Genomic DNA, 21,329 nt, shown 5'->3' with positions numbered 1-21,329 from the left:
GTCTAAAGGTTGAAGCCCCTGACGACCTTCAGGCCGTCGGCCGATGCTTCGACCAGCGCGACCGGAGTTTCCTCCAGCATCGCAAGTCCAAGCCCCGGCTTTGCGGGGAACCCGCTCAAGCGCTGTCCATGACGGAGCAGCTGTGCCTGGTCGGGGGTGACGGGGAGGGCCGGGATGTCGTCCAGCGCCGCGGTTAGCGGCAATACCGTCCTCGTCAGTGCGCGCGCCTTAGCGGCTTCTTCCAGAAAGTCCAGTGAAATGGCCTGTTGAAAGGAGAAGGGCCCGGCGCGGGTACGCCTTAGATAGGTGACGTGACCCACGGTTCCAAGCGCATGGGCGATGTCGCGGGCAAGCGAGCGAATGTAGGTACCCTTGGAGACGGCGGCGGCGAGGGTTGCACTGTCTTCGGTCGCATCGATGACACGGAGTTCGAAGATCGTCGTCGCCCGCGATTTCATCTCGACCTGTTCGCCGGATCGGGCGCGCGCATACGCCGCCTTTCCATCGATCTTCAGCGCCGAGTAAGCTGGCGGAACCTGCTCAATTTGGCCTGTGAAGCGTGGAAGCGCTGCTTCGATGTCCGCCCGGGCGGGGCGCACGGCGCTCGTCGCGATGGTCTCGCCTTCGGCGTCGAGCGTGTCGGTCTCCTCGCCGAAGCGAATCGTGAATTCATATTCCTTGGTCGCGTCGAGCATACGGCCGCACAGCTTGGTCGCCTCGCCGAGTGCGATCGGCAGCACGCCGCTCGCCAACGGATCAAGCGTTCCGCCGTGCCCGACCTTCGTCTTCGGCTCTCCTGCCTCGCGGAGGATGCGCTTGACCGCACTGACGGCGGTCGTCGAGCCAAACCCCAGCGGCTTGTCGAGGATGATCCAGCCGTGGAGCATTTAACGGCGGGCGAGGCCAAGGCTAAGCTGACGCGCCTCGCCTTCGCGCAGGCGCTCGAAGAAATGCTTGCGGCAAAGCGCGATGTAGCGATCGTTGCCGCCGATCTCCGTCTGTGCGCCGGCGGCGACGGCGTGGCCCTCCTTATCGACGCGCAGGTTCATGGTCGCCTTGCGGCCGCACTCGCACACCGCCTTCAACTCCACGAGCGAGTCCGCCAAAGCGAGCAATGCCGCCGAGCCGGGAAACAGCTTGCCCTGAAAATCGGTGCGAAGCCCGTAGCAAAGTACCGGAATGCCGAGCGCGTCCGACACCTCGCAAAGCTCGAGCACGTGGCGTTGCGTCAGGAACTGCGCCTCATCGACTAGGATGCAGTCGACATCCCGCCTCCGCAGTTCCTCGCCGATCGACATGAACAGGTCGACGCTTTCGTCGAAGGTGTGAGCAGGTGCCGACAAGGCGATGCGCGACCCGATCACGCCGGCGCCCGACCGCTCGTCGAGCTTCGCGGTCCACAGCATCGTTTCCATGCCGCGCTCGCGATAATTGAAGTCCGCCTGCAGCAGGGTCGTCGACTTCCCCGCGTTCATCGCCGCATAATAGAAATAGAGCTTGGCCATCGGCGGCGTTTAGCGCGCTCACGGCGGCGCGACTAATGCCTGTTTTCGACCCAAACCGGACATTTGCGACGAACTGATTAGTAATTTGGAAGCGCTTCCATCACTACTACTGGACAGCGCTGTTACGGTTCAGTTGCCGACACAAAGGTGGGAGTTGCCCGTGATCGATAGTATGTGGTTGCGTCGATTGTCGGAGTTCATCGAGCCTACGACCGACGAGCTTGCGGCGCTCGAAGACGCCGCGCTCAGCCGCCGAGTTTTCAAACGCAACCAGACTATCAGCCTCCAGGGCCAGGCTGTGAAGGAAGTCTACTTCCTCAGGCAGGGGTGGGTTGGAAGCAGCTTGGAATTGGGTCCTGAGCGCAGTCAGCTCGTCAAAATCTTCTTACCTGGCGATTTCCCGGGCTTGGCCAGCATTGCGTTGGAGCGAGCCGCTGCAACCTTGGTTGCGCTTACGGACGTGACGGTCGACGTCATACCGCTGGACCACCTGGCGCGCTTTTTCGAAAGGGCGCCGAGGTTCCTTTTCGCGCTGTTGGTTATGACGCAGCAAGAGCGCGTCATGCTTATGGATCAGTTGACGATGGTCGGCCAATCGAAAGCGCTCCAACGGCTCGCTGCCCTAATTGTCCACATGCACAGGCGTTTGTCGGTGCTTCGGCCAGGAACAGGAAATGTCATCGAATGGCCCCTTACACAGCAGCGTGTCGCCGAAGCCGCGGGCCTGACTAGCGTCCACGTCAACCGGGTCTTCCGCGAGCTCACCGAGCGCGGGCTAATCGCCCGGGAGGGCCGGCAACTAAGGCTTCTCGATATTGAGGCCCTTTCAAGGCTGTCGGGCTTGCCGGAGCGTCATTTCGCAAAGGAGCCCCCTTGGCTCGTGAAATGTTGCGAACCAGCAACCGTGGATGCCGCAGCGGGTCACTTAAATCGATGCTTCGGCTAGACTATTGGATGTCCGCTGAGCAGTGAATCAGATCGTCTCGAGGTCTCTCGCCTGCTTCGCATACAGTAGCGCAAGGGCTTGGAGGGCGTCGGTCCGTTGCCGATTTGCGGTTGCTACTGAGAGCGCTCGACTCTGCCGGGCGAGCGAACGCAGCTTTTGAGCAGCATCATCCATGTGCGCTCAGCGTTGCGATTGAACGAGGGTTCCGGGGAGGCTTGAATGTCCTCTTTCGACCCATTGCAGCCTCTAGCGCAAGCTTTGAAAATAGGGTTTCGCCTGCCAACGTCTCCGCGCCGCATCGGCGGCCCGGCTCTTTCCCAACGTCTACCCGCAAGCCTGATCCGCGAACGCCGATTACGTCACTGCAAAAGCGCCGCTCACCGTGACTTTGGTGACGTTAAGCGCCGCAGCTTCCCGGCCAAGCCCAGCGTTAGCCGCCCCACTCGTCGGCCAGAATGGCAAAGAGCACCGTGTCGCGAACGTGGCCGGTCCAGGTGATGCGGTCAGCGCGGAGGACGCCTTCGCGGACGGCGCCCAGCTTCTTCATCGCGGCCTGGCTGCGGCCGTTGCGACGGTCGACGCGGAACTCGACGCGGCGGACGCCGCAGTCGAACGCGCGCTTCAGCATCATGTCCTTCACGCGCCAGTTGAAGCCCGTGCCGCGCAGGTGCGGACGATAGTAGGTGCCGCCGATCTCCAGCGTCTCGCGGCCCTCGTCGATGCCGAGGTAGCTCGACATGCCGGCAAGCTCATCGCCTTCGAAGAGCACAAAGGTTCGATTGCGGGGGCTGGAGCGGTAGAAATCGACGCTCTTGTCGAAGCCGTTGGGGCCGAAGTTGTTGGCGTAGATCTGCCAGATCTCGGCGTCTTCCGCGCAGGCGGCCTTCAGCGGTTCGCGAAGCGCATCGGAGAAGAGTTTCGCGCGGCACCCGTCGCCGGTCATCGGCTCCGCCAGCCGTTCGACGTCGATCATTCCTCGCCGAGGTCCTGAGCGACTTTCTCGGAACGCAAGAGGCGGTCGATGTGCGTGCCTTCGTCGAAGCTTTCGTCGGCGAGAAACTTGAGCTTCGACGCATATTTCAACCGAACACGCTGCGCGACTTCGCGCTGCAGGTAAGCGGTGTTCTGGCGAAGCGCCTTCAGCACGGCTTCCTCGTCCTGGCCGAGCAGCGGCTTCACGAACACCGTAGCGTGGCGAAGGTCGGGCGACATGCGCACCTCGGTGACGCTGACGAGGTACGACTGAAGCGTCTCGTCATGCACGTCGCCGCGCTGCAGAAGCTCGCTGAGGATATGCCGCACCTGCTCGCCGACGCGAAGCAGGCGAACGGAACGGCCTTCGGAGGTTTCCTGGCGACGCACTACGGGTTCACCCAATCCACAATCGAGCCGATACGTCGCAGCCCTAGCTTGGGCAGCAAACGATCGACCCCAATCAAATTGCCACGGCTCCACCCATCGTAGTAGCTTCGATACGTGAGCTGCCAGGGAGGATCGGTCTCCATTTCATTGCGAGTCATCCCAGCGAAATGATCGAATTCAATCTCGTGCATCATTGTTCGAGAACTAGAGCGTCCTAGCTCTTTCTTCGACCTCGAACACCTCAAGGCTGTCGCCGGGCTTGATGTCGTTCGTATCGGCGAGCAGCACGCCGCACTCCAGACCCGACACGACTTCCGCCACATCGTCCTTGAAGCGCCTCAGCGAGCTGATCGTCGTCTTCGACACGATGACGTCCTCGCGCGTGAGGCGGGCGTTGAGGCCCTTGCGGATGACGCCTTCGAGGACGAGCAGGCCGGCGGCCTTGTCCTTCTTGCCGGCCGGGAAGACTTCCTGGACGCGGGCACGGCCAACGACCGTCTCGATGATCTCCGGACCGAGCTCGCCCGCCATCGCACCTTTCACCCAGTCGGTTAGATGGTAGATGACGTCGTAGTAGCGGAACTCGACCTTGTTGCGGTCGGCGACTTCGCGCGCCTTGGCATTGGGGCGGACGTTGAAGCCGATGATCGGCGCGCCGCTCGCAGAGGCGAGGGTGACGTCGCTTTCGGTGATCGCGCCGACGCCCGAGTGAAGGACGCGCACGCGAACTTCGTCGGTGCCGAGGCGGTTGAGTGCCTGAACGATCGCTTCGACCGAGCCCTGCACGTCGGCCTTCACGACCAGCGGCACTTCCTTCACGGTCGAGGCGTGGTTGGCGAACATGTTTTCCAGGCTGACCGGTGCGCTGGTGGTCCGCTTCCGATCGAGCACGCCCTGGCGATAGGCCGCGACTTCGCGGGCCCGTCCCTCATTTTCGACGACCGTGAACGGATCGCCCGCCGACGGAACGGCTGACAGGCCGAGCACCTCAACCGGGACCGACGGTCCGGCTTCCTTTACCTGACGGCCGTGGTCGTCGATCAGCGCGCGGACCTTGCCGCTCGACGCGCCCGCGACGAACACGTCGCCGACACGAAGCGTTCCGCGCTCGACGAGCACGGTCGCAAGCGGCCCACGGCCCTTGTCGAGCTTAGCCTCGATGACGGTGCCCTCGGCAGCGCGGTCGGGATTGGCCTTGAGCTCAAGGATTTCCGACTGCAGCTGGATCGCTTCCAGCAGCTTGTCGAGGTTGGTCTTCTTGGTCGCCGAAACTTCGACATCCTGGACGTCGCCGCCCATGTCCTCGACGATGATCTCGTGCTGAAGCAGTTCCTCGCGGACCTTCTGGGGCTTGGCTTCCGGCTTATCGATCTTGTTGATCGCCACGATCATCGGGACGCCCGCGGCCTTGGTGTGATTGATCGCCTCGATCGTCTGCGGGCGCAGGCCGTCGTCGGCCGCGACCACCAGGATTACGATGTCGGTGACGTTCGCACCGCGGGCGCGCATGTCAGAGAATGCTTCGTGGCCCGGCGTGTCGAGGAAGGTGATCTTCGACTTGTCGGGCAGCGCAACCTGGTAGGCGCCGATGTGCTGCGTGATGCCGCCGGCTTCACCCGACTGCACGCTGGCGCCGCGGATCGCGTCAAGTAGCGACGTCTTGCCGTGGTCGACGTGGCCCATGATCGTGACGACCGGCGGACGCGGCCGGAGCGTTTCGGGCGCATCCACGTCCTCGGAGGTGTCGATATCGATGTCGCTCTCGCTGACGCGCTTGATGCGGTGACCGAACTCGGTGACGAGCAGCTCTGCCGTGTCCTGGTCGATCGTCTGCGTCAGCGTAACCGGCGAGCCCATCTTGAAGAGGGCCTTGACCAGGTCGGCGCCGCGCTCGGCCATGCGGTTGGCGAGCTCCTGAACCGTGATCGCTTCCGGCACCACGACATCGCGGACCTGCTTGGTCGCAGGGCCGGTTTCCATGTGGTGGCGCTTTTCCTTTTCGCGGGCGCGGCGAAGCGCTGCAAGCGAGCGGGCGCGGCTCTCGTCCTCATCGGAAAGAGCACGGGTGACGGTGAGCTTGCCGCGATGGCGCTGGTCGTCGCCGCGGCCGCGGTTTGGGCGCGCGGGCTCGGGACGGCGGGGCGGCGGGGCGTGGCCGCCGGCGGGGCGGCGCGGAGCGGTGCGCTCCTCGTCCTGCGCGGGTGCGCTCGCCTCAGGCGCCGGTGCGGCGGCAGCTTCGGCCGCGCGGCGCGCTTCTTCCTCGGCAGCGATGCGCGCCTGCTCGGCAGCGGCTTCTTCGGCCTTGCGATTCTCTTCGGCGCGGCGACGCTCTTCCTCGCTCTGCGCAACCTTGGTTCGCTCCTCGCGGCGGCGCGCTTCCTGCGACAGGCGGAGACGGTCTTCCTCAGCCTCGCGCTGCATCTTCTCGAGATCGGCGCGGCGTTGCGAGATCTGCTCGGCTTCCGACAGGCGGCGCGGGGCCGGCGCGGCTGGCGTAGCAGGCTTCGGCGCAGGCTTGGGCGCTTCGGCAACGGGCTCGGGCGCGGGCGCCTCGGCGGGCGGAGTCTCGCCCGGACGGCCGAGGATACGGCGCTTCTTGACCTCGACCACAACCGTGTTGGAGCGGCCATGGCTGAAGCTCTGCTTGACCTTGCCGGTCTCTACCGTGCGCTTGAGGCCCAGCGGCGGCCGGGTTCCAAGCTTCGGCTTTTCGGTCTGGTCTGCCATTCTGTTCCTTCGTCTAAATCTTTTCAGCCGAGCCGGTCCCAAAGGCGGGTTCTCCACCTTCAAGACCTCGATCGGGGCCAGTAAAAGCCCGCCACCGGGCAAGCGCGTGCTGGACACGCGAAGCGGCAGCGGGATCGGTCAGGGCGACGTGTACCACATTTTCGCGCCCTAGTGCCATCGACAAGATAGTGCGCCCCTCAGGGAATATCATCCCTGCGGACTCGCCACCCCCGACACGCCAAGCTTGGTCGAGTCCGCGGTTTCCATCCTCGCCGGCATCAGCAGCATGAAGGAGCAGGCGGACTTTGCCGCCGCGGGCCGCGGTCTCGATCCGGTCGTAGCCGTTGAGGAGGTTGCCGGAGCGCGCCTCCATGCCCAGCCGATCGAGCGTGGTCTGTCGGAGCGCCTGCTCGATGCGCTCGCCAAGATCGGCGGGGACATCGACGGCATCCACCTTGAATGCGCGTTGCAGGGCGCCCTTCAGCTTGCCCTTCTTATTGGCTTCGTCGAGCTCGGAGCGAGAAACGCCGATCCAGGCGCCGCGGCCCGGCGCGCGTGCACGAACGTCGGGCGCGACTTGGCCGTCTGGCGAAAGAGCGAGCCGGATGAGCTCGTCCTTCGTCCCCTTGCGCCGAGTAAGGACGCATGTCCGTTCAGGCGTGTGCGCATCAGCATCCGCCTCGCTCGTGGCGAGCGAAGCTGAAGCAGCCGCGTTGTTGCCGGAGCTTAGCGGATCATTGCGAGGGTTCCGCATCGGCGGCCTCCTCGGTCTTGGCAACTTCCTCGTCTTCGAACCAGTGGGCTCGGGCCGCCATGATGATCTCGTTGCCCTGTTCTTCGCTCAGGCCATATTCGGCGAGAATGCCGCCTTTGTCCTCGGGCCGGTTGCTCGGCTCGCGGCGGCGCGGCTCGACCCGCTTCTTCTGGATGAGTTCGTCGGTGGCGAGGTCGGCAAGATCGTCGAGCGTTTTGATGTTCGCCTTGCCGAGCGTGACCAGCATCGCTTCGGTGAGGTGCGGGAGCTCAGCCAGCGCATCGTCGACGCCAAGGCCGCGGCGCTCTTCGCGTGAAGCGGCTTCGCGGCGCTCCAGCGCTTCGGTCGCGCGGTTCTGAAGCTCGGAGGCGATGTCGTCGTCGAGGCCCTCGATCGAGGCGATTTCGTCCTGGTCGACGTAAGCGACTTCTTCGAGGCTGGTGAAGCCTTCGGCGACGAGCAACTGCGACAGCGTTTCGTCGACGTCGAGCTCGTTCTGGAAGAGCGACGAACGCTCGACGAACTCGCGCTGGCGCTTCTCGCTGGCGTCGGCCTCGGTAAGGATGTCGATCTGCGACGCGGTGAGCTGGCTGGCGAGGCGCACGTTCTGGCCGCGGCGGCCGATCGCGAGGCTCAGCTGGTCGTCGGGGACGACCACCTCAATGCGGCTCTCTTCCTCGTCGATGACGACGCGGCTGACCGTTGCCGGCTGCAGCGCGTTGACGACGAAGGTCGCGGTGTCTTGGCTCCACGGAATGATGTCGATCTTCTCGCCCTGAAGCTCCTGGACGACTGCCTGGACGCGGCTGCCCTTCATGCCGACGCAGGCGCCGACTGGGTCGATCGAGCTGTCGTGGCTGATGACGCCGATCTTGGCGCGGCTGCCCGGATCGCGGGCGGCGGCCTTGATCTCGATGATGCCGTCGTAAATCTCCGGCACTTCCTGCGCGAACAGCTTCTTCATGAAGTCGGGGTGCGCGCGGGAAAGGAAGATCTGCGGGCCGCGCGCTTCGCGGCGGACCGACATGATCAGCGAGCGGATGCGGTCGCCGACGCGGACCATCTCGCGCGGGATCTGCTGGTCGCGGCGAATGACGCCCTCGGCGCGGCCGAGGTCGACGACGACGTGGCCGAACTCGACGCGCTTGACGACGCCGGTGATGATCTCGCTGACGCGATCCTTGAACTCTTCGTACTGACGCTCGCGCTCGGCGTCGCGGACCTTCTGGAAGATGACCTGCTTGGCGGCCTGGGCGGCGATACGGCCGAACTCGATCGGCGGCAGCGGGTCGACGATGAAGTCGCCGACGGCGGCGCCCTTCTGCAGCTTCTGCGCGCCCTTCGGATCGATTTGCTTGAAGTGGTCCTCCGGCTCCTCAACGACTTCAAGGACGCGCCACAGGCGCAGGTCGCCGGTTTCGCCGTCGAGCTTCGCGCGGATGTCGTTTTCGGCGCCATAGCGAGCGCGAGCGGCGCGCTGAATGGCGTCCTCCATGGCCTCGATGACGATGCCCTTGTCGATCAGCTTTTCGCGCGCGACTGCATCGGCAATCGCGATCAGCTCTGCCTTGTTGGCGCTGACGGCAGCGGGTGCGGTAGCCATTCGAATTATTCCTCTACAGTCTGGATGGAGTCGGCGCCCTCCGTGCTGAGGGGCGCGGTGGCGTTGATGAGCTTGTCGGTCAAGAGAAGCTTGGCCGACGCGATGTCGGAATGATGGATCGTATGTTCGTGGCCCGCCTTGTCGGTCAGGTGAACATGCTCGCGCTGGACGCCCACGATCGTGCCCGCGAATTGCTTGCGCCCGTCACGCGGGTCCTTGAGGGAGATGCGCGCTTCATGGCCGGCCCAATCGGAATAGTCCTTGAGGCGGGTCAACGGGCGGTCGATGCCGGGCGAGCTAACCTCGAGCCGGTAGGTACCCTCGATCGGGTCGCACAGGTCGAGCATCTCGCTCAGCCGCCGCGAAATCTTCTCGCAGTCGGTCAGGTCGAGCTGCCGCGTGTCAGGGCGTTCGGCCATAACCTGAAGCGTCGGGTCGGACGTGCCGCCGGTCATGCAGACGCGCACGAGGTCGTAGCCGAGGCTTTTCACCTCGGGCTCGATCAGCCGCGAAAGACCTTCAAGGTCGGCCACCCATGCTCCGTCTTACAAACCAAAAACTCTCTCTGACCGGAGCCGTCGGGCCCCAGCCCCAGGCATCTGACGATGTCGAGGAGAGATTTGCGATATAGGCTGATGCGGATAGCCGCGCAAGCGGCTCAGGCGGCGCGCAGTGCGCGGTCTTCTTCGCGGATGCGAACGGCCAGGATAGCGGCGTTGAGCAGACTGAAGATGATTGCCACTTGCCACAGCCCGAACACCAGCGGCAGCAGCGCGATTTCGGCCGTCACGACCGCGTAATTGGGATGTCGGATGAACTTATAGGGGCCACGCGCAACGAGTGTCTCGCCCGGAACGACGACGATCCGCGTCGTCCAGCGCTTCCCGAGCGTCCGCAACACCCAGATGCGGCAGCATTCGACAAGCCCAAACGCGACGAGTGCGGGAAGATTGATCGGCCGATCGAGCGCGCGGAGCCAGAGAGCGGCCAGCCAGCAGACGTGAAGCGCGACAATCAGCGGATAATGGCTCGCCGCCACCTCATGGCCTCCTGATGCCAGGAGTCGCCGTGTGTTGGCGCGCGCAATCGGCAATTCGACGAGGCGCGACAGGGTGACGAGGCCAACAATTAGCGCGTTGAGCATTACGCCGCTTCGAGCATTAGTCCGGCGCAGGTGAAGCCCGGCCCGAACGCCGCCATCATGACCTTGTCCGGCAAGCCTTGCGTCAGGAGCCGGTCGAGCACGAACAGGACAGTCGGCGCGCTCATATTGCCATGATCGCGCAGTACCTCTCGCTCGAAGTTCAATTCGCCCTGGTTGAGGTTCAGCGCCGTCTCGATCGCGTCAATCACTTTGACGCCGCCGGGGTGGCAGCAGAAGCGGTCGATTTCATCGCGCGACGTGCCGATCGCGCGGCACATCTCATCGACCGCGTCGGCAAGTTGGGACTCGATGAAGGGCGGGATTGCGCGGTCAAAGACGACGGCGAGGCCGGGGTCTTCGACGTCCCACCCCATGATCCGCTGCGTGTCCGGCCACAGCTTTTCTGCCGAGCCGGTGATGTGCGCAAGGCTGTGCTCGCCACTGGTGACAACCGCCGCGGCAGCGCCGTCGCCGAACAAGGCCGTCGCGACGACCGCGGCGGGATCCTTGCTGTCGAGGCGGATCGAGATCGAGCAAGTCTCGACCGTGACGAAAAGCCAGCGGCTGCCGGGGTCGGCTGCCGCCAATCGTGAAGCAAGCGACAATCCGTTCACGCCGCCCGCGCAGCCCAAGCCGAACACGGGCACGCGACGAACATCGGTCCGCAAGCCGAGCTTCGGCCCGACGCGCGCTTCGAGGCTCGGCGTGGCAATGCCGGTGGTGGAGACGGTTACAACGCCATCGATTTCGTCAGGGGCGAGACCGGCCTTTTCGATCGCGGCGCGTGCTGCCTCGAGGAACAAGCGCTCGGCAGCTTCCAAGTATAGCGCGTTGCGGTCATGCCAACCATGGCTGCTCATGTACCAATCCTGCGGGGCCACTATGTTGCGTTGCGCGATGCCGGCATTGTCGAACACGCCCGAGAGGCGGTCGAAGAGCGCCTTGTTCCCAACAAATGCCTCCCGCCCGAGCGCTTTCGCATCCGGCTGGGAGATGGAATGCGGCGGAACCGCAGTTGCCAATGAGAGTAAGCTGCAGGGTCGCATAAATTGCTCTTCCGTTGCCCTACCGCCCACCGTTACACGAATGGAACAGTATCAATGACCCCACGCTTAATGCAGGTTGGTCTGGTTGTCGCGCTCGCGGCATGCGGCACGTCTGCTTCCACTACGGGCCAGCCGACGGCCAGCTCCGCCCGTCCCTTCACCGAAAAACCGGTTTCCACCTTCAATTCCCCTTGGGCCATGGACTTTCTACCAGGGTCGGGCGTGCGCATGACGAACGTCGCGCTGGTCACCGAGAAGCCGGGCAAGCTGTGGCTCATCGATGTGACCAATGGACGAAAACAGGAAGTTTCGGGTGTTCCGCGCGTGGTCTTCAGCGGGCAGGGCGGCTTACTCGATGTCGTCGCATCGCCCGAGTTCGCGGGAGACCAATTGATCTACCTGACCTATTCGGAACCATCGAAGAATGGCGGCAGCGGGCTCGCGCTGGCGCGGGCGCGGCTGATCATTGGCGCGGGTACGCCTCGGCTCGAAGGGCTAACGGTGTTGTGGCGAGATCCGGCCGGCGGCATGGGCGGGCAGTTCGGGGCGCGCATCGCCTTCGCGCCCGATGGCCGGTCCCTGTTCCTGAGCTCGGGCGAGCGGCAACGCTTCACCCCGGCGCAGGACCCGAACCAGCCGCTCGGCAAGATCCTGCACCTGACGCTGGATGGCAAACCGGCTGCCGGCAATCCGCTCGCGGGCCGCACGGGCGCCGCGAGTGTGCCCATCACCGACCCGCCGAAGGACACCGAAGTCGCAAAGACGACCACTAGCAAAAACTTCGCTTGGCCCGGCTCCAACCTGACTCCCGCAGAAACGTGGAGCACCGGTCATCGCAACCCGCTTGGGCTGGCGTTCGCGCCCGATGGTCGGTTGTGGGAGACCGAGATGGGCCCACGCGGTGGCGATGAGGTCAATCTTATCCTGCCGGGCCGAAACTACGGATGGCCGAAAGCTTCGAACGGCAGCAATTACGACGGCGTCGACATCCCTGATCATCGGCCTAGCGATGGCTTCGAGCCGCCCAAGGTCTTCTGGAACCCGTCAATCTCCCCTGCTGGGCTTATCATCTACACCGGCGACCTGTTTCCGCAGTGGAAGGGCGATGCCCTGTTCGGCGCGCTTTCAGGCGAAGCGCTCATCCATGTCCGCATACGCGGCGACCAAGCGAGCAAAGCCGATCAGTGGGAAATGGGGCATCGGATCAGAGAGGTGCAGCAGGGTGCGCGCGGCGAGCTCTACGTGCTAGAAGACGGCGAGGGCGCGCGTCTGCTCCGGCTGGAGCCAGTTCAGACGCGGCGGTAGCGAAGGTAATAAGGCCGGCGGCCTTCGCGGCGCGACTTCGCGCCATAGCGAGTCTCGATCCAGCCGCCTGACGGCTCGAGGAAATCCTTCGGCCGCTCAGCAAGCCAGTCGAACTGACGCGTGTGCCGCTGCATGACCATCAGTGCCCAGTTGAGATAGGTCGGATCGTCGGTCGCGAGCCGGAGCTCGCCGCCCGGCCGGAGCTTGGCGGCAAACAGGTCGACAGGACCGTCGTTCGCCATCCGACGCTTGGCATGCCGCGCTTTCGGCCAGGGGTCCGGGTGCAACAGGTAGATGAAGCTGAGCGCGCCATCTGGAACGCGGCGGAGCACCTCGAGCGCGTCACCGCGCCAGATGCGTACGTTAGCAAGATGCTTGTCACGGACGTGCCCAAGCGCGGTCGCGACGCCGTTTAGGAACGGCTCGGCGCCGATGAAGCCGTGGTTCGGCAGCATATCGGCGCGGTCGGCGAGATGCTCGCCCGAGCCGAAGCCGATTTCGAAGTGAAGCGGGCGCTCTTCACCGAACAATGTGCTTGCCGTGACTTCGCCCTCAGCCGGCACCGAAACCTGGGGCAACAGCTTGTCGATCAGCTCCTGCTGCGCCTGCCGCAGCTTATGCCCGCTCGACCGGCCGTACAGCCGGTTCAGGGTCAGCGGATCACCGGGCTTGTTCGCGGTCATGGCCTGCGCGCTCTAGCGCCGCCGGCCCATCCGGCAAGCGACGCCGAACTCAAGAGCGAACGTTAGGCGGCGATTGCGGCCTTGAGGTCGTCGACCAGGTCGAGACGCTCCCACGGGAAAGAATCGCCTTCCGCCTTGCGACCGAAGTGGCCGTAAGCGGCGGTCGCCTGGTAGATCGGCTTGTTGAGGCCGAGGTGCGTGCGGATGCCGCGCGGCGTCAGCTTGCCGAGCTTCTCGATCCGGCCGATCGCCGCCTCGATCACATCGTCGCCGACCGTGCCCGTCCCGTGCGTGTCAACATAGAGCGACAGCGGCTCACTGACGCCGATGGCATAGGCAAGCTGGATCGTGCAGCGCTTCGCGAGGCCTGCCGCGACGACATTCTTGGCCAGGTAGCGCGCAACATAGGCGGCAGAACGGTCGACCTTGGTCGGGTCCTTGCCGGAGAAGGCGCCTCCGCCGTGCGGGGCCGCGCCGCCATAGGTGTCGACAATGATCTTGCGGCCGGTGACGCCGGCGTCACCGTCGGGGCCGCCGATCTCGAAGCTGCCCGTCGGGTTGATATGGTAGACGGTCTCGTTGCCGAGTAATTGCTGCGGCATCACGCGCGCGACGACGTTCCTCACGTAAGCGTGAAGCTCGGCCTGCTTCTCACCCTTGTCGTAACCCGGCTTGTGCTGCGTCGAAACGACGATCGCCGTTGCCTTGGCCGGCTTGCCGTCTTCGAACCGAAGCGTGACCTGACTCTTGGCGTCGGGCTCCAGGAACGGCGCAGCGCCCGAATGACGGTCGTTGGCCATCTCCATCAGGATCTTGTGGCTATAGTATAGCGTCGCCGGCATCAGGTCTGGCGTTTCATCGCAGGCGAAACCGAACATGATGCCCTGGTCGCCCGCGCCTTCGTCCTTGTCCGCACCGGCGTCCACGCCCTGTGCGATGTGCGCCGATTGCGGATGCAGGTGGTTGGCGAAGTCGAAGCGGTCCCAGTGGAATCCTTCCTGCTCGTAACCGATGCGCTTCACGACGCCGCGGACGGTCTCCTCGATCTCTTCGCGGACGCCTGAGGCCCAATTGCCGGCCTCGTCCATGATGCCCTCACCACGAATTTCACCCGCGAGGACGACGCGGTTGGTGGTCGTCAGCGTTTCGCACGCGACTCGCGCCTCTGGATCCTTCGTCAGGAAGAGATCGACAATCGAGTCGGAAATCTGGTCGGCGACCTTGTCCGGATGGCCTTCGGAAACGGATTCGGACGTGAACAGGTAAGAGCTGCGCATGGTTAGACGAGATCCTCAAGAATCAAGATATAAAGACTTCTTTATATGATGCTCTAGCGGCGGCTCCGGCCGAGCACAATGCCGACGAAGATGAGCGCAAATCCCAAGACGAGAGGGATTAGGTTGCCTAGGCGAGCGAAGACGGTCGCCGAATTAGAGGCTGCCGGCAGCACAGCGTCGATCTTCCCCGCCTGCCGCCACGGCAGCGCCTGGACGACGTTGCCGCGCGCGTCGATGACGGCGCTGATTCCCGTGGGTGTGGCGCGCAGAACCGGAAGGCCTTCCTCGGCGGCGCGAAGACGCGCCTGAGCGAGGTGCTGCGGTGGGCCCCAGCTGCCGAACCAGGCATCGTTGGAGGGATTGAAGATGAATTCCGGCCGGTTGCGCTCATCGACGACATGGCCCGAGAAAATGATTTCGTAGCAGAGCTGGAAGCCGATCTTGCCCCATGGCGAGCCAAGATCGATCGTCCGCGGACCCGGGCCGGACGTGAAGTCGATGTCGCCCGGCGCCAGTCGTGACAGGCCGATCGCCGACAGTATCGGCCGCATTGGAAGATATTCGCCGTACGGCACGAGATGCGCCTTGTCGTAGCGGCCAAGGATCTTGCCGCCGGGACCGAGCGCGTAGACGCTATTGGCCGCGCCGCTGACGCGCACGCCATCGCGCGAGGCAATGGCAATACCGCCCGTCAGCAGACGATCGTTGGGGCCGAGTAGAGTGGTCGCCCGCGTGCGCTGGAATTGGGCGAAGGCTTGATGTTCGTCCGTGCGCGCGTCCTCGATCGGGTCGGTGATTGCAGCTTCCGGCCACAGCAACAGCCGGGCATCCGGGCCCGGCGGGCCAGACAGCGATGCAAGTCGTCGCGCCGCTTCCTCGTCGAAGCCGGCCCGCCACTTATCCTCCTGGCCGATGTTCGGCTGAACAATGCGCACATTCCTGACGGTAAGCGGATCGGCCGGGACGGGGGAGGAGGGCAGGACCCACAGCAAAGTCGTGACGGCGATGATGACCACAAGCGGCAGCCAGCGCCGGTAATATTCGAGCCAGACTGCGCCGCCGAGCAGGACGACTAGTCCGGAAAGCGCGTATGTGCCGATCAGCGGCGTGATCTCGATCAATGGCGTCGGCGCCAGGACGGCTGCAGCCGGGTTCCATGGGAAGCCGGTGAACATCGTTCCGCGCAGCCACTCGGTTATCGCCCATGCGCCGCCGAGAACGAGGACCAGCGCAACGCGGTCCTTGCGCCCGAATTTCCACGCAAGGCCGACCGCCATCGCCGGGTAAATGGCGAGGTAGATTGAGAGAAGGACGACCGCGACCCAGCCGAGCCAAGCGGGCATGTTGCTCTGGAAGGTGAACGCCGTCGCGATCCAGTTGAGACCGACGACGAACTGTCCAAAGCCGAACGCCCAGCCGACGAGCAAGCCGCGAGACATCGTCTTCGACCGGCAGATGAGTTCACTCAATACCGCGAACGCGACCGGCAGCAGCGGCCACCAGCCGACCGGCGCGAATGCGAATGCCGATAGCGCACCAATGATCAAGGCGTAGAGGACGTAAATCATCGCGCGAGATGGCTAGCCGTTACCTCGGGTTAACGAAAGCCTCGACAAGCGTGTCTGTGCCGCGCAGGAACAGATGGGATGAGCCTTCCGCCCTTTCATCTCGCCTTTCCGGTTGATGATCTGGCCGCCGCGCGACGCTTCTACGGCGAGCTTCTGGGATGTCCCGAGGGTCGAAGCGCGGAGCATTGGATCGATTTCGATCTGCGCGGTCACCAGATCGTCGCCCATCTCGCGCCGGAATCGGTTCGGAAGCGCTCGACCAACGCAGTGGATCGCGAGGCAGTGCCGGTGCCGCACTTCGGGCTCGTGCTGCCGATGGAAGAATGGAAGGCGCTCGCCCGACGCCTGACGGGTGCAGACGTCGACTTCGTGATCGAGCCGACGGTGCGCTTTGCCGGCCAGGCAGGCGAACAAGCGACGATGTTCTTGCTCGATCCCGCCGGAAACGCGCTCGAATTCAAGGCAATGGCGGACCCGGCGAAACTGTTCGCAACGGGCTGAAGCTAGGCTCGGTCGGCCTGTTGCGGCGCATGCAGCCGGACGCGGATGATTCGGCGGGGATCGGAGTCGACGGCTTCGAGCTTCCAGCCTGACGGGTGGTTGACGCATTCCCCTTTGGCCGGGATGTGACCGGCCAAAAGAAAGACGAGGCCACCCAACGTATCCACCTCATCTTCCTTGGAGGACAGGCGGGGATCGACAGCTTCGGCGAGTTCGTCGAGCTCGATGCGCGCGTCAGCTTCCCACAGCCCGTCTTCAAGCATGATGAGCAGGCCTTCGCCCTCGAGCTCGTCATGCTCGTCTTCGATATCGCCGACGATTTCCTCGACGACGTCCTCGATCGTGACGAGGCCTTCGGTCCCGCCAAACTCGTCGACCACGATCGCGAGGTGGATGCGGTCGTGGCGCATGCGAGCGAGGAGCTCGATCACGCCCATCGATTCCGGCACAAACAGGGGCTCGCGCATCAGCGCGGTCATCGACCGGTCGCGGCTTGCGTCGTGGTTGGCGATGAAGACGTCCTTGATGTGCACCATGCCGACGACTTCATCGAGGCTCTCGCCATAGACGGGGAGGCGGCTGTGGCCGGCGTCGGCAAAGGCACGGATCAAGTCTTCGAAGCTGATGCTCGACGGCACTGCCATGATGTCGCCGCGCGTGACGCAGATGTCGCCCGCGGTTTGCTCCCCGAAGTGAAGCATGTTGCGGAGCATCTGGCGCTCGGTCGGCGACAGGTCGCCGGCAACCGGGCGCGAATCCTCCGCCTCATCGATCGCCTCTTCGATCTCCTCACGGAGCGTCGATTCCGACTCGTCGCCGAACAGCAGGTGGCGCATGCCGCGCCACAGGCGGGATCCCCCCTCGTCGTGGCGGGTCGCCATCAGCCGGCCTCCTCGTAAGGGTTGGCGATGCCGAGACGGGCGAGGGCGCGAACTTCGCGCGCTTCCATGTCCGACGCTTCGTCATCGTCATGATGGTCGTAGCCGAGAAGATGAAACGTCCCATGGACCATCAGGTGAGTCGCGTGATCTTCGACCGACACGCCCTTGTCGGCGGCTTCGGTCTCGCAGACGCCGCGGGCAAGAATGATGTCACCGAGTAATAGTTCTGGTCCGGCAACATTTGCTGCGATAAATTCATCTTCCTCCGCCATCGGGAAGGAGAGGACATTGGTTGGCTTGTCCTTGCCGCGCCATTCGGAATTGAGCGCACGGACCTGCTCGTCGTCAGTCAGGCGGAAGGATATCTCCACCGAACGTGACGATGACGCGAGTTGCGGGAAGGCGCTCTCAGCGATCGCCGCCTCGGCGGCGCGACGTGCGAGATCGCTCCAGGAGAGCGGCTTCCCGCTGCTACTGTCCCATTCCCCGTCGGCTTCGACAGCGACGTCGAGCATCATCGTCCGGGCCCTTCATAGGCTTCGACAATACGCCCGACCAGCGGATGGCGGACCACGTCCGCCGCGGTGAATTGCACGGTGGCAATTCCCTTGACGCCTTCGAGCTTGCTGACGGCATCGGCAAGCCCGGACTTGCTCGGGTCGGGAAGATCGACCTGCTTTGGATCACCGCAGATCACCATGCGCGCTCTCATGCCGAAGCGGGTCAGGAACATCTTCATTTGCGCCGGCGTCGTATTCTGCGCCTCGTCCAGGATGATGAAGGCGTCATTTAGCGTGCGGCCGCGCATGAAGGCGATGGGCGCAATCTCGATTTCGCCAGAAGCAATGCGCCGCTCAACCTGCTCGGTCGGAAGCATGTCGTATAGCGCGTCGTAGAGCGGGCGGAGATAGGGATCGACCTTCTCCTTCATGTCGCCGGGCAGGAAGCCGAGCCGCTCGCCGGCCTCGACGGCGGGCCGCGACAGGATCAGGCGGTCGACGCTGCCGGTGATAAGCTGCGACACGGCCTGCGCCACCGCGAGATAGGTCTTGCCGGTGCCCGCGGGGCCCAGCGCAAAGATCATGTCGTCGCGGCTGAGCGCTTCCATGTAGGTCGTCTGGACGGCCGAGCGCGGGACGATCGTCTTTTTGCGCGTGCGGATCATGACGCGTGGCGCAGACGTCACTTCTTCCTGGATGATTCCGTCGAGGTTCGGCTGCGCGGCCATGCCGAGAACGGCTTCGACCGCTTCGGCGTCGACATCGTGGCCACCGTCGAGGCGGTTGTAGAGGCCAGTCAGCACATCGCGCGCGCGACTGGCGGCGTCGGGATCGCCTTCGATCTGCACGCGGTTTCCGCGCGCCGAGATGTGAACGCCGAGGCGCTGCTCGATGGTGATCAGGTGGCGATCGTAATCGCCGAACAGCGGGCCGAGCAGGTACGGCTGCTCGAATTCGAGTTCGAGGCGGGCGCGGTCGGCTACCGCGGCGACGTCGCGGCGGGCCATCAGGCGGCCACCCTTTCGGCTTCGGCGCCGGCCATGCTCTGGGGACCGGCTGAAACGAGCGTTACATCGACGATATCACCTGGTTGAGCCGAGGTTTCGAAGTGCACGGATTGGAGCCACGGCGACCGGCCGATCATCTGCCCCTGATGCCGGCCCTTGCGCTCGACGAGCACCCGGGTGCTCATGCCGACCTTGGAGCGATTGAATGCCAGTTGGTGCTGGCCGATCCGTTCGTGCAGCCGCTCAAGCCGCTCTTCCATGACTTCGCGCGAAATCTGGTCCTCCATGGTTGCGGCGGGGGTGCCCGGCCGCGGGCTGTACTTGAACGAATAGGCCGAAGCGTAACGCACCTCGTCGACGATCTGCAGCGTCTGGGTGAAATCTTCTTCGGTCTCTCCGGGGAAACCGACGATGAAGTCTCCGGAAAGGGCAATGTCTGGGCGAGCGGCGCGCATCTTCTCCAGCGTGCGGAGATATGATTCCACGCTGTGACTGCGGTTCATCGCCTTGAGGATACGATTGCTGCCCGACTGCACGGGCAGGTGCAAATAAGGCATGAGCTTGGCGATCTCGCCATGCGCGGCGATCAAATCGTCGCCCATGTCCATCGGGTGGCTGGTTGTATAACGGATGCGCTCCAAACTATCATATTCCGCAAGTGCGCGGATAAGGTCGGCAAGACCACGACTTCCGTCGGCCCAGGCATTCACGTTTTGGCCGAGGAGGACGATCTCACGAGCGCCAGCATCCACGAGTGCACGTGCCTCGTCCACGACGTCCTGCCAGGGGCGGGAGATCTCGGCGCCGCGCGTGTAGGGCACCACGCAGTAGGTGCAGAACTTGTCGCAGCCTTCCTGCACGCTGAGGAAGGAACTTGGACTGGCGCGCCGGCGCGCAGGAAGGGCGTCGAACTTACTGATCGCCGGCATGTCAATGTCGACCGGCCGGCCACCGCGGGTCGTTTGCGCGACCATGTCCGGCAAGCGGTGATAGGCCTGCGGGCCAACGACGATGTCGATCATCGGCGCGCGCTTCCGCGCTTCAGCTCCCTCGGCTTGCGCGACGCAGCCGGCCAACGCGATCAGCGGCTTCGATCCGTCCTCACGGCGGAGGCGTCCGACATCCGAATAAGCCTTGTCGGCGGCCTTCTCGCGGATGTGGCAAGTGTTGAGGACGACAAGGTCCGCGTCATCGCCGTCGGCGGCCGCGGACATACCTTGCTCAGCCAGCAATTCGGCCATCCGTTCACCGTCATAGACGTTCATCTGGCAGCCGAAGCTTTTGATTCTGAAAGTCTTGGGAGTCATTCGGCAACGTCTATAGGCGACTGGACGTCCGACTTGAAGCCGAGCTTCTGCGCGACGGCAGCACGGGCGGCAGCGGCCAGTTGCTTGCGATCCAGCGAGCGGTCTAGCGGGTCGAGCAGGTGGACGCTGACCGGCAGCACGCCACGACGGCTGAGCTGCCGCATGGCGTTGCTGGCACCGGATTCTTCATGCCAGGCGACGTCGACGGTTGCTGCACCGTAATCGAGCGCGAGCGGCCGGACCTCGACATCCTTCGCCGCGAAATTCGCCGCTTCGAGGAGAGTCGAACGGAACGGGAGGAGGTGGGTACCCGGCCCGGTGGTGCCTTCGGCGAAGACCGTCACCGGCTTTTCGCCTTCGAGCGACTTGGCGACCGTGATCGCCTGCTCCTTGGCGCCCTTGCGATGGCTGCGCTTCACGTAAACCGTCTGATTCTGGTCGGCGAGCCAGTGAAGCAAACCATGGCCAAGCTCATCCTTCGATACGAAGGTGCAATTGGTCGCGCAGCCGAGGATCACGATGTCGAGCCAGCTCAGATGATTGGCGACGAGCAGGGTGTGCTGACGTGCCGGACGGCCACGGACAGTAACGCGTACGCCAATCGCTCGTGTGGCGGCAGCGAGGAAGCGGCGCGGCCAACCGGAGCGCCCGAACAGCAGCTTTGTCAGGACGTGAAGCGGAGCGATCAGCAGGAAAAGCAGGAGCAACCCGGCGATGCGCCGTGCCGCGCGAAAGGTCAGCCTGGGCTGCTGCTCAACGTTCGCGATTGAGCGCGACCCCGTAAAGCTCCATGCGATGATCGACGAGGCGGAAGCCAAGCTTCTCGGCAATCCGCTTCTGAAGCGCCTCGAGTTCGTCATCGACGAACTCGATGACATTGCCGGTCTCGACGTCGATCAGATGGTCGTGATGCGCTTCCGACGCCGCCTCATAGCGCGAGCGCCCGTCGCCGAACTCATGGCGTTCAAGGATGCCGGCTTCTTCGAACAGACGTACGGTGCGGTAGACCGTCGCGATGGAAATGTTCGGGTCCACCGCCGCGGCCCTCGCGTGCAGCGTTTCGACGTCCGGGTGGTCTTCGCTGTCGCCGAGAACTCGCGCGATGGTCTTGCGCTGCTCGGTGATCCGAAGCCCTTTGTCGGCACAAAGGGCTTCGATGTCGATGTCACGGCTCATTCCAGTAAGTTAGGCACCCGAACAGCCATCGTCCAGC

23 protein-coding genes are annotated in these 21,329 nt (G+C 64.2%); 3 read left to right on the top strand and 20 right to left on the bottom strand.

The window, feature by feature from the left end; translation table 11 throughout:
- Window positions 1-2 precede the first annotated feature (2 nt).
- Together truB and ABD704_RS05665 are read right to left on the bottom strand one after the other, a co-directional pair.
- Window positions 3-887, bottom strand: coding sequence for a tRNA pseudouridine(55) synthase TruB (gene truB / locus ABD704_RS05670; protein WP_344698705.1), 885 nt, complete (start codon window positions 885-887; stop codon window positions 3-5).
- Window positions 888-1,505: a thymidine kinase gene (locus ABD704_RS05665; protein WP_344698704.1), complete on the bottom strand. Its 618-nt coding sequence runs from the start codon at window positions 1,503-1,505 to the stop codon at window positions 888-890.
- A gap of 160 nt (window positions 1,506-1,665) precedes the next feature.
- Between ABD704_RS05665 and ABD704_RS05660 the strand changes: the two genes are divergently transcribed.
- On the top strand, window positions 1,666-2,451 hold the full coding sequence (locus ABD704_RS05660) for a Crp/Fnr family transcriptional regulator (protein WP_344698703.1): 786 nt from the start codon (window positions 1,666-1,668) through the stop codon (window positions 2,449-2,451).
- A 430-nt stretch (window positions 2,452-2,881) separates the two neighbouring features.
- On the opposite strand, the gene ABD704_RS05655 is transcribed toward ABD704_RS05660, so the two are convergent.
- From ABD704_RS05655 to ABD704_RS05615, 9 genes are all read right to left on the bottom strand, one after another.
- Window positions 2,882-3,424, bottom strand: a complete 543-nt coding sequence (locus ABD704_RS05655) for a GNAT family N-acetyltransferase (protein WP_344698702.1) — start codon at window positions 3,422-3,424, stop codon at window positions 2,882-2,884.
- Window positions 3,421-3,813 (bottom strand): 30S ribosome-binding factor RbfA, encoded by a 393-nt coding sequence (gene rbfA / locus ABD704_RS05650; protein ID WP_344698701.1) that lies wholly within the window; start codon window positions 3,811-3,813, stop codon window positions 3,421-3,423. Before rbfA ends, ABD704_RS05655 begins: the two co-directional genes overlap by 4 nt.
- Entirely contained in the window at window positions 3,813-4,007 is a 195-nt protein-coding gene (locus ABD704_RS05645) for a hypothetical protein (protein WP_344698700.1), read from the bottom strand. The genes rbfA and ABD704_RS05645 overlap by 1 nt, the downstream gene beginning before the upstream one ends.
- A 10-nt stretch (window positions 4,008-4,017) precedes the next feature.
- Window positions 4,018-6,540, bottom strand: coding sequence for a translation initiation factor IF-2 (gene infB / locus ABD704_RS05640; protein WP_344698699.1), 2,523 nt, complete (start codon window positions 6,538-6,540; stop codon window positions 4,018-4,020).
- Window positions 6,541-6,553: 13 nt separating this feature from the next.
- On the bottom strand, window positions 6,554-7,294 hold the full coding sequence (locus ABD704_RS05635; RefSeq protein WP_344698698.1) for a DUF448 domain-containing protein: 741 nt from the start codon (window positions 7,292-7,294) through the stop codon (window positions 6,554-6,556).
- Window positions 7,275-8,897 (bottom strand): transcription termination factor NusA, encoded by a 1,623-nt coding sequence (gene nusA / locus ABD704_RS05630; protein WP_344698697.1) that lies wholly within the window; start codon window positions 8,895-8,897, stop codon window positions 7,275-7,277. Before nusA ends, ABD704_RS05635 begins: the two co-directional genes overlap by 20 nt.
- Before the next feature lie 5 nt (window positions 8,898-8,902).
- A complete protein-coding gene (rimP, locus tag ABD704_RS05625; RefSeq protein ID WP_344698695.1) occupies window positions 8,903-9,430 on the bottom strand; it encodes a ribosome maturation protein RimP in 528 nt (175 codons plus the stop codon).
- 125 nt (window positions 9,431-9,555) lie between these two features.
- The gene (locus tag ABD704_RS05620; protein WP_344698694.1) at window positions 9,556-10,041 is read right to left on the bottom strand and encodes an isoprenylcysteine carboxyl methyltransferase family protein; all 486 of its coding nucleotides are present in this window, start codon (window positions 10,039-10,041) and stop codon (window positions 9,556-9,558) included.
- Window positions 10,041-11,063, bottom strand: coding sequence for a type III polyketide synthase (locus tag ABD704_RS05615; protein ID WP_344698693.1), 1,023 nt, complete (start codon window positions 11,061-11,063; stop codon window positions 10,041-10,043). Before ABD704_RS05615 ends, ABD704_RS05620 begins: the two co-directional genes overlap by 1 nt.
- A gap of 78 nt (window positions 11,064-11,141) precedes the next feature.
- Between ABD704_RS05615 and ABD704_RS05610 the strand changes: the two genes are divergently transcribed.
- The gene (locus ABD704_RS05610; RefSeq protein ID WP_344698692.1) at window positions 11,142-12,392 is read left to right on the top strand and encodes a PQQ-dependent sugar dehydrogenase; all 1,251 of its coding nucleotides are present in this window, start codon (window positions 11,142-11,144) and stop codon (window positions 12,390-12,392) included.
- Here ABD704_RS05610 and trmB read toward each other — a convergent pair.
- The 3 genes from trmB to lnt all read right to left on the bottom strand — a co-directional run bounded on the left by trmB (window position 12,377) and on the right by lnt (window position 15,920).
- Window positions 12,377-13,075, bottom strand: a complete 699-nt coding sequence (gene trmB, locus ABD704_RS05605; protein WP_344698691.1) for a tRNA (guanosine(46)-N7)-methyltransferase TrmB — start codon at window positions 13,073-13,075, stop codon at window positions 12,377-12,379. The two genes, ABD704_RS05610 and trmB, sit on opposite strands and share 16 nt — an antisense overlap.
- Before the next feature lie 62 nt (window positions 13,076-13,137).
- Window positions 13,138-14,352, bottom strand: a complete 1,215-nt coding sequence (gene metK, locus ABD704_RS05600; RefSeq protein ID WP_344698690.1) for a methionine adenosyltransferase — start codon at window positions 14,350-14,352, stop codon at window positions 13,138-13,140.
- Between the two features lie 53 nt (window positions 14,353-14,405).
- The gene (gene lnt, locus ABD704_RS05595; protein ID WP_344698689.1) at window positions 14,406-15,920 is read right to left on the bottom strand and encodes an apolipoprotein N-acyltransferase; all 1,515 of its coding nucleotides are present in this window, start codon (window positions 15,918-15,920) and stop codon (window positions 14,406-14,408) included.
- 78 nt (window positions 15,921-15,998) lie between these two features.
- On the opposite strand from lnt, the gene ABD704_RS05590 reads away from it, so the two are divergent.
- Window positions 15,999-16,421 (top strand): VOC family protein, encoded by a 423-nt coding sequence (locus ABD704_RS05590; protein WP_344698688.1) that lies wholly within the window; start codon window positions 15,999-16,001, stop codon window positions 16,419-16,421.
- A gap of 2 nt (window positions 16,422-16,423) precedes the next feature.
- On the opposite strand, the gene ABD704_RS05585 is transcribed toward ABD704_RS05590, so the two are convergent.
- The 6 genes from ABD704_RS05585 to ABD704_RS05560 are packed head-to-tail and all read right to left on the bottom strand — an operon-like array spanning window position 16,424 to window position 21,292.
- Window positions 16,424-17,302: a hemolysin family protein gene (locus ABD704_RS05585; RefSeq protein ID WP_344698687.1), complete on the bottom strand. Its 879-nt coding sequence runs from the start codon at window positions 17,300-17,302 to the stop codon at window positions 16,424-16,426.
- Window positions 17,302-17,817 carry an rRNA maturation RNase YbeY gene (gene ybeY, locus ABD704_RS05580; RefSeq protein WP_344700501.1) on the bottom strand — a complete coding sequence of 172 codons (516 nt, stop codon included), beginning with the start codon at window positions 17,815-17,817 and terminating at the stop codon, window positions 17,302-17,304. Before ybeY ends, ABD704_RS05585 begins: the two co-directional genes overlap by 1 nt.
- Window positions 17,817-18,809, bottom strand: a complete 993-nt coding sequence (locus tag ABD704_RS05575; RefSeq protein ID WP_344698686.1) for a PhoH family protein — start codon at window positions 18,807-18,809, stop codon at window positions 17,817-17,819. Before ABD704_RS05575 ends, ybeY begins: the two co-directional genes overlap by 1 nt.
- On the bottom strand, window positions 18,809-20,116 hold the full coding sequence (gene miaB / locus ABD704_RS05570) for a tRNA (N6-isopentenyl adenosine(37)-C2)-methylthiotransferase MiaB (RefSeq protein ID WP_344698685.1): 1,308 nt from the start codon (window positions 20,114-20,116) through the stop codon (window positions 18,809-18,811). Before miaB ends, ABD704_RS05575 begins: the two co-directional genes overlap by 1 nt.
- A complete protein-coding gene (locus tag ABD704_RS05565) occupies window positions 20,113-20,934 on the bottom strand; it encodes a lysophospholipid acyltransferase family protein (RefSeq protein WP_344698684.1) in 822 nt (273 codons plus the stop codon). Before ABD704_RS05565 ends, miaB begins: the two co-directional genes overlap by 4 nt.
- Window positions 20,870-21,292, bottom strand: a complete 423-nt coding sequence (locus ABD704_RS05560) for a Fur family transcriptional regulator (RefSeq protein ID WP_344698683.1) — start codon at window positions 21,290-21,292, stop codon at window positions 20,870-20,872. The genes ABD704_RS05565 and ABD704_RS05560 overlap by 65 nt, the downstream gene beginning before the upstream one ends.
- Window positions 21,293-21,329: the final 37 nt, after the last annotated feature.

It is taken from the genome of Sphingomonas limnosediminicola, assembly GCF_039537965.1.
GTDB classification, from domain to species: Bacteria; Pseudomonadota; Alphaproteobacteria; order Sphingomonadales; family Sphingomonadaceae; genus Sphingomicrobium; species Sphingomicrobium limnosediminicola.
The sequence above is the reverse complement of the archived record's forward strand: the minus strand, read 5'-3'. Positions and strand labels throughout refer to the sequence as shown.

Coding starts and splice junctions, on each gene's coding strand:
- trmB (WP_344698691.1), bottom strand. CDS start 13,075: ATGACCGCGAACAAGCCCGGTGATCCGCTGACCCTGAACCGGCTGTAC.
- nusA (WP_344698697.1), bottom strand. CDS start 8,897: ATGGCTACCGCACCCGCTGCCGTCAGCGCCAACAAGGCAGAGCTGATC.
- ABD704_RS05645 (WP_344698700.1), bottom strand. CDS start 4,007: ATGATGCACGAGATTGAATTCGATCATTTCGCTGGGATGACTCGCAAT.
- ABD704_RS05655 (WP_344698702.1), bottom strand. CDS start 3,424: ATGATCGACGTCGAACGGCTGGCGGAGCCGATGACCGGCGACGGGTGC.
- ABD704_RS05560 (WP_344698683.1), bottom strand. CDS start 21,292: ATGAGCCGTGACATCGACATCGAAGCCCTTTGTGCCGACAAAGGGCTT.
- ABD704_RS05610 (WP_344698692.1), top strand. CDS start 11,142: ATGACCCCACGCTTAATGCAGGTTGGTCTGGTTGTCGCGCTCGCGGCA.
- ABD704_RS05590 (WP_344698688.1), top strand. CDS start 15,999: ATGAGCCTTCCGCCCTTTCATCTCGCCTTTCCGGTTGATGATCTGGCC.
- ABD704_RS05585 (WP_344698687.1), bottom strand. CDS start 17,302: ATGGCGACCCGCCACGACGAGGGGGGATCCCGCCTGTGGCGCGGCATG.
- ABD704_RS05635 (WP_344698698.1), bottom strand. CDS start 7,294: ATGCGGAACCCTCGCAATGATCCGCTAAGCTCCGGCAACAACGCGGCT.
- ABD704_RS05575 (WP_344698686.1), bottom strand. CDS start 18,809: ATGGCCCGCCGCGACGTCGCCGCGGTAGCCGACCGCGCCCGCCTCGAA.
- metK (WP_344698690.1), bottom strand. CDS start 14,352: ATGCGCAGCTCTTACCTGTTCACGTCCGAATCCGTTTCCGAAGGCCAT.
- truB (WP_344698705.1), bottom strand. CDS start 887: ATGCTCCACGGCTGGATCATCCTCGACAAGCCGCTGGGGTTTGGCTCG.
- miaB (WP_344698685.1), bottom strand. CDS start 20,116: ATGACTCCCAAGACTTTCAGAATCAAAAGCTTCGGCTGCCAGATGAAC.
- ybeY (WP_344700501.1), bottom strand. CDS start 17,817: ATGCTCGACGTCGCTGTCGAAGCCGACGGGGAATGGGACAGTAGCAGC.
- ABD704_RS05620 (WP_344698694.1), bottom strand. CDS start 10,041: ATGCTCAACGCGCTAATTGTTGGCCTCGTCACCCTGTCGCGCCTCGTC.
- infB (WP_344698699.1), bottom strand. CDS start 6,540: ATGGCAGACCAGACCGAAAAGCCGAAGCTTGGAACCCGGCCGCCGCTG.
- lnt (WP_344698689.1), bottom strand. CDS start 15,920: ATGATTTACGTCCTCTACGCCTTGATCATTGGTGCGCTATCGGCATTC.
- ABD704_RS05665 (WP_344698704.1), bottom strand. CDS start 1,505: ATGGCCAAGCTCTATTTCTATTATGCGGCGATGAACGCGGGGAAGTCG.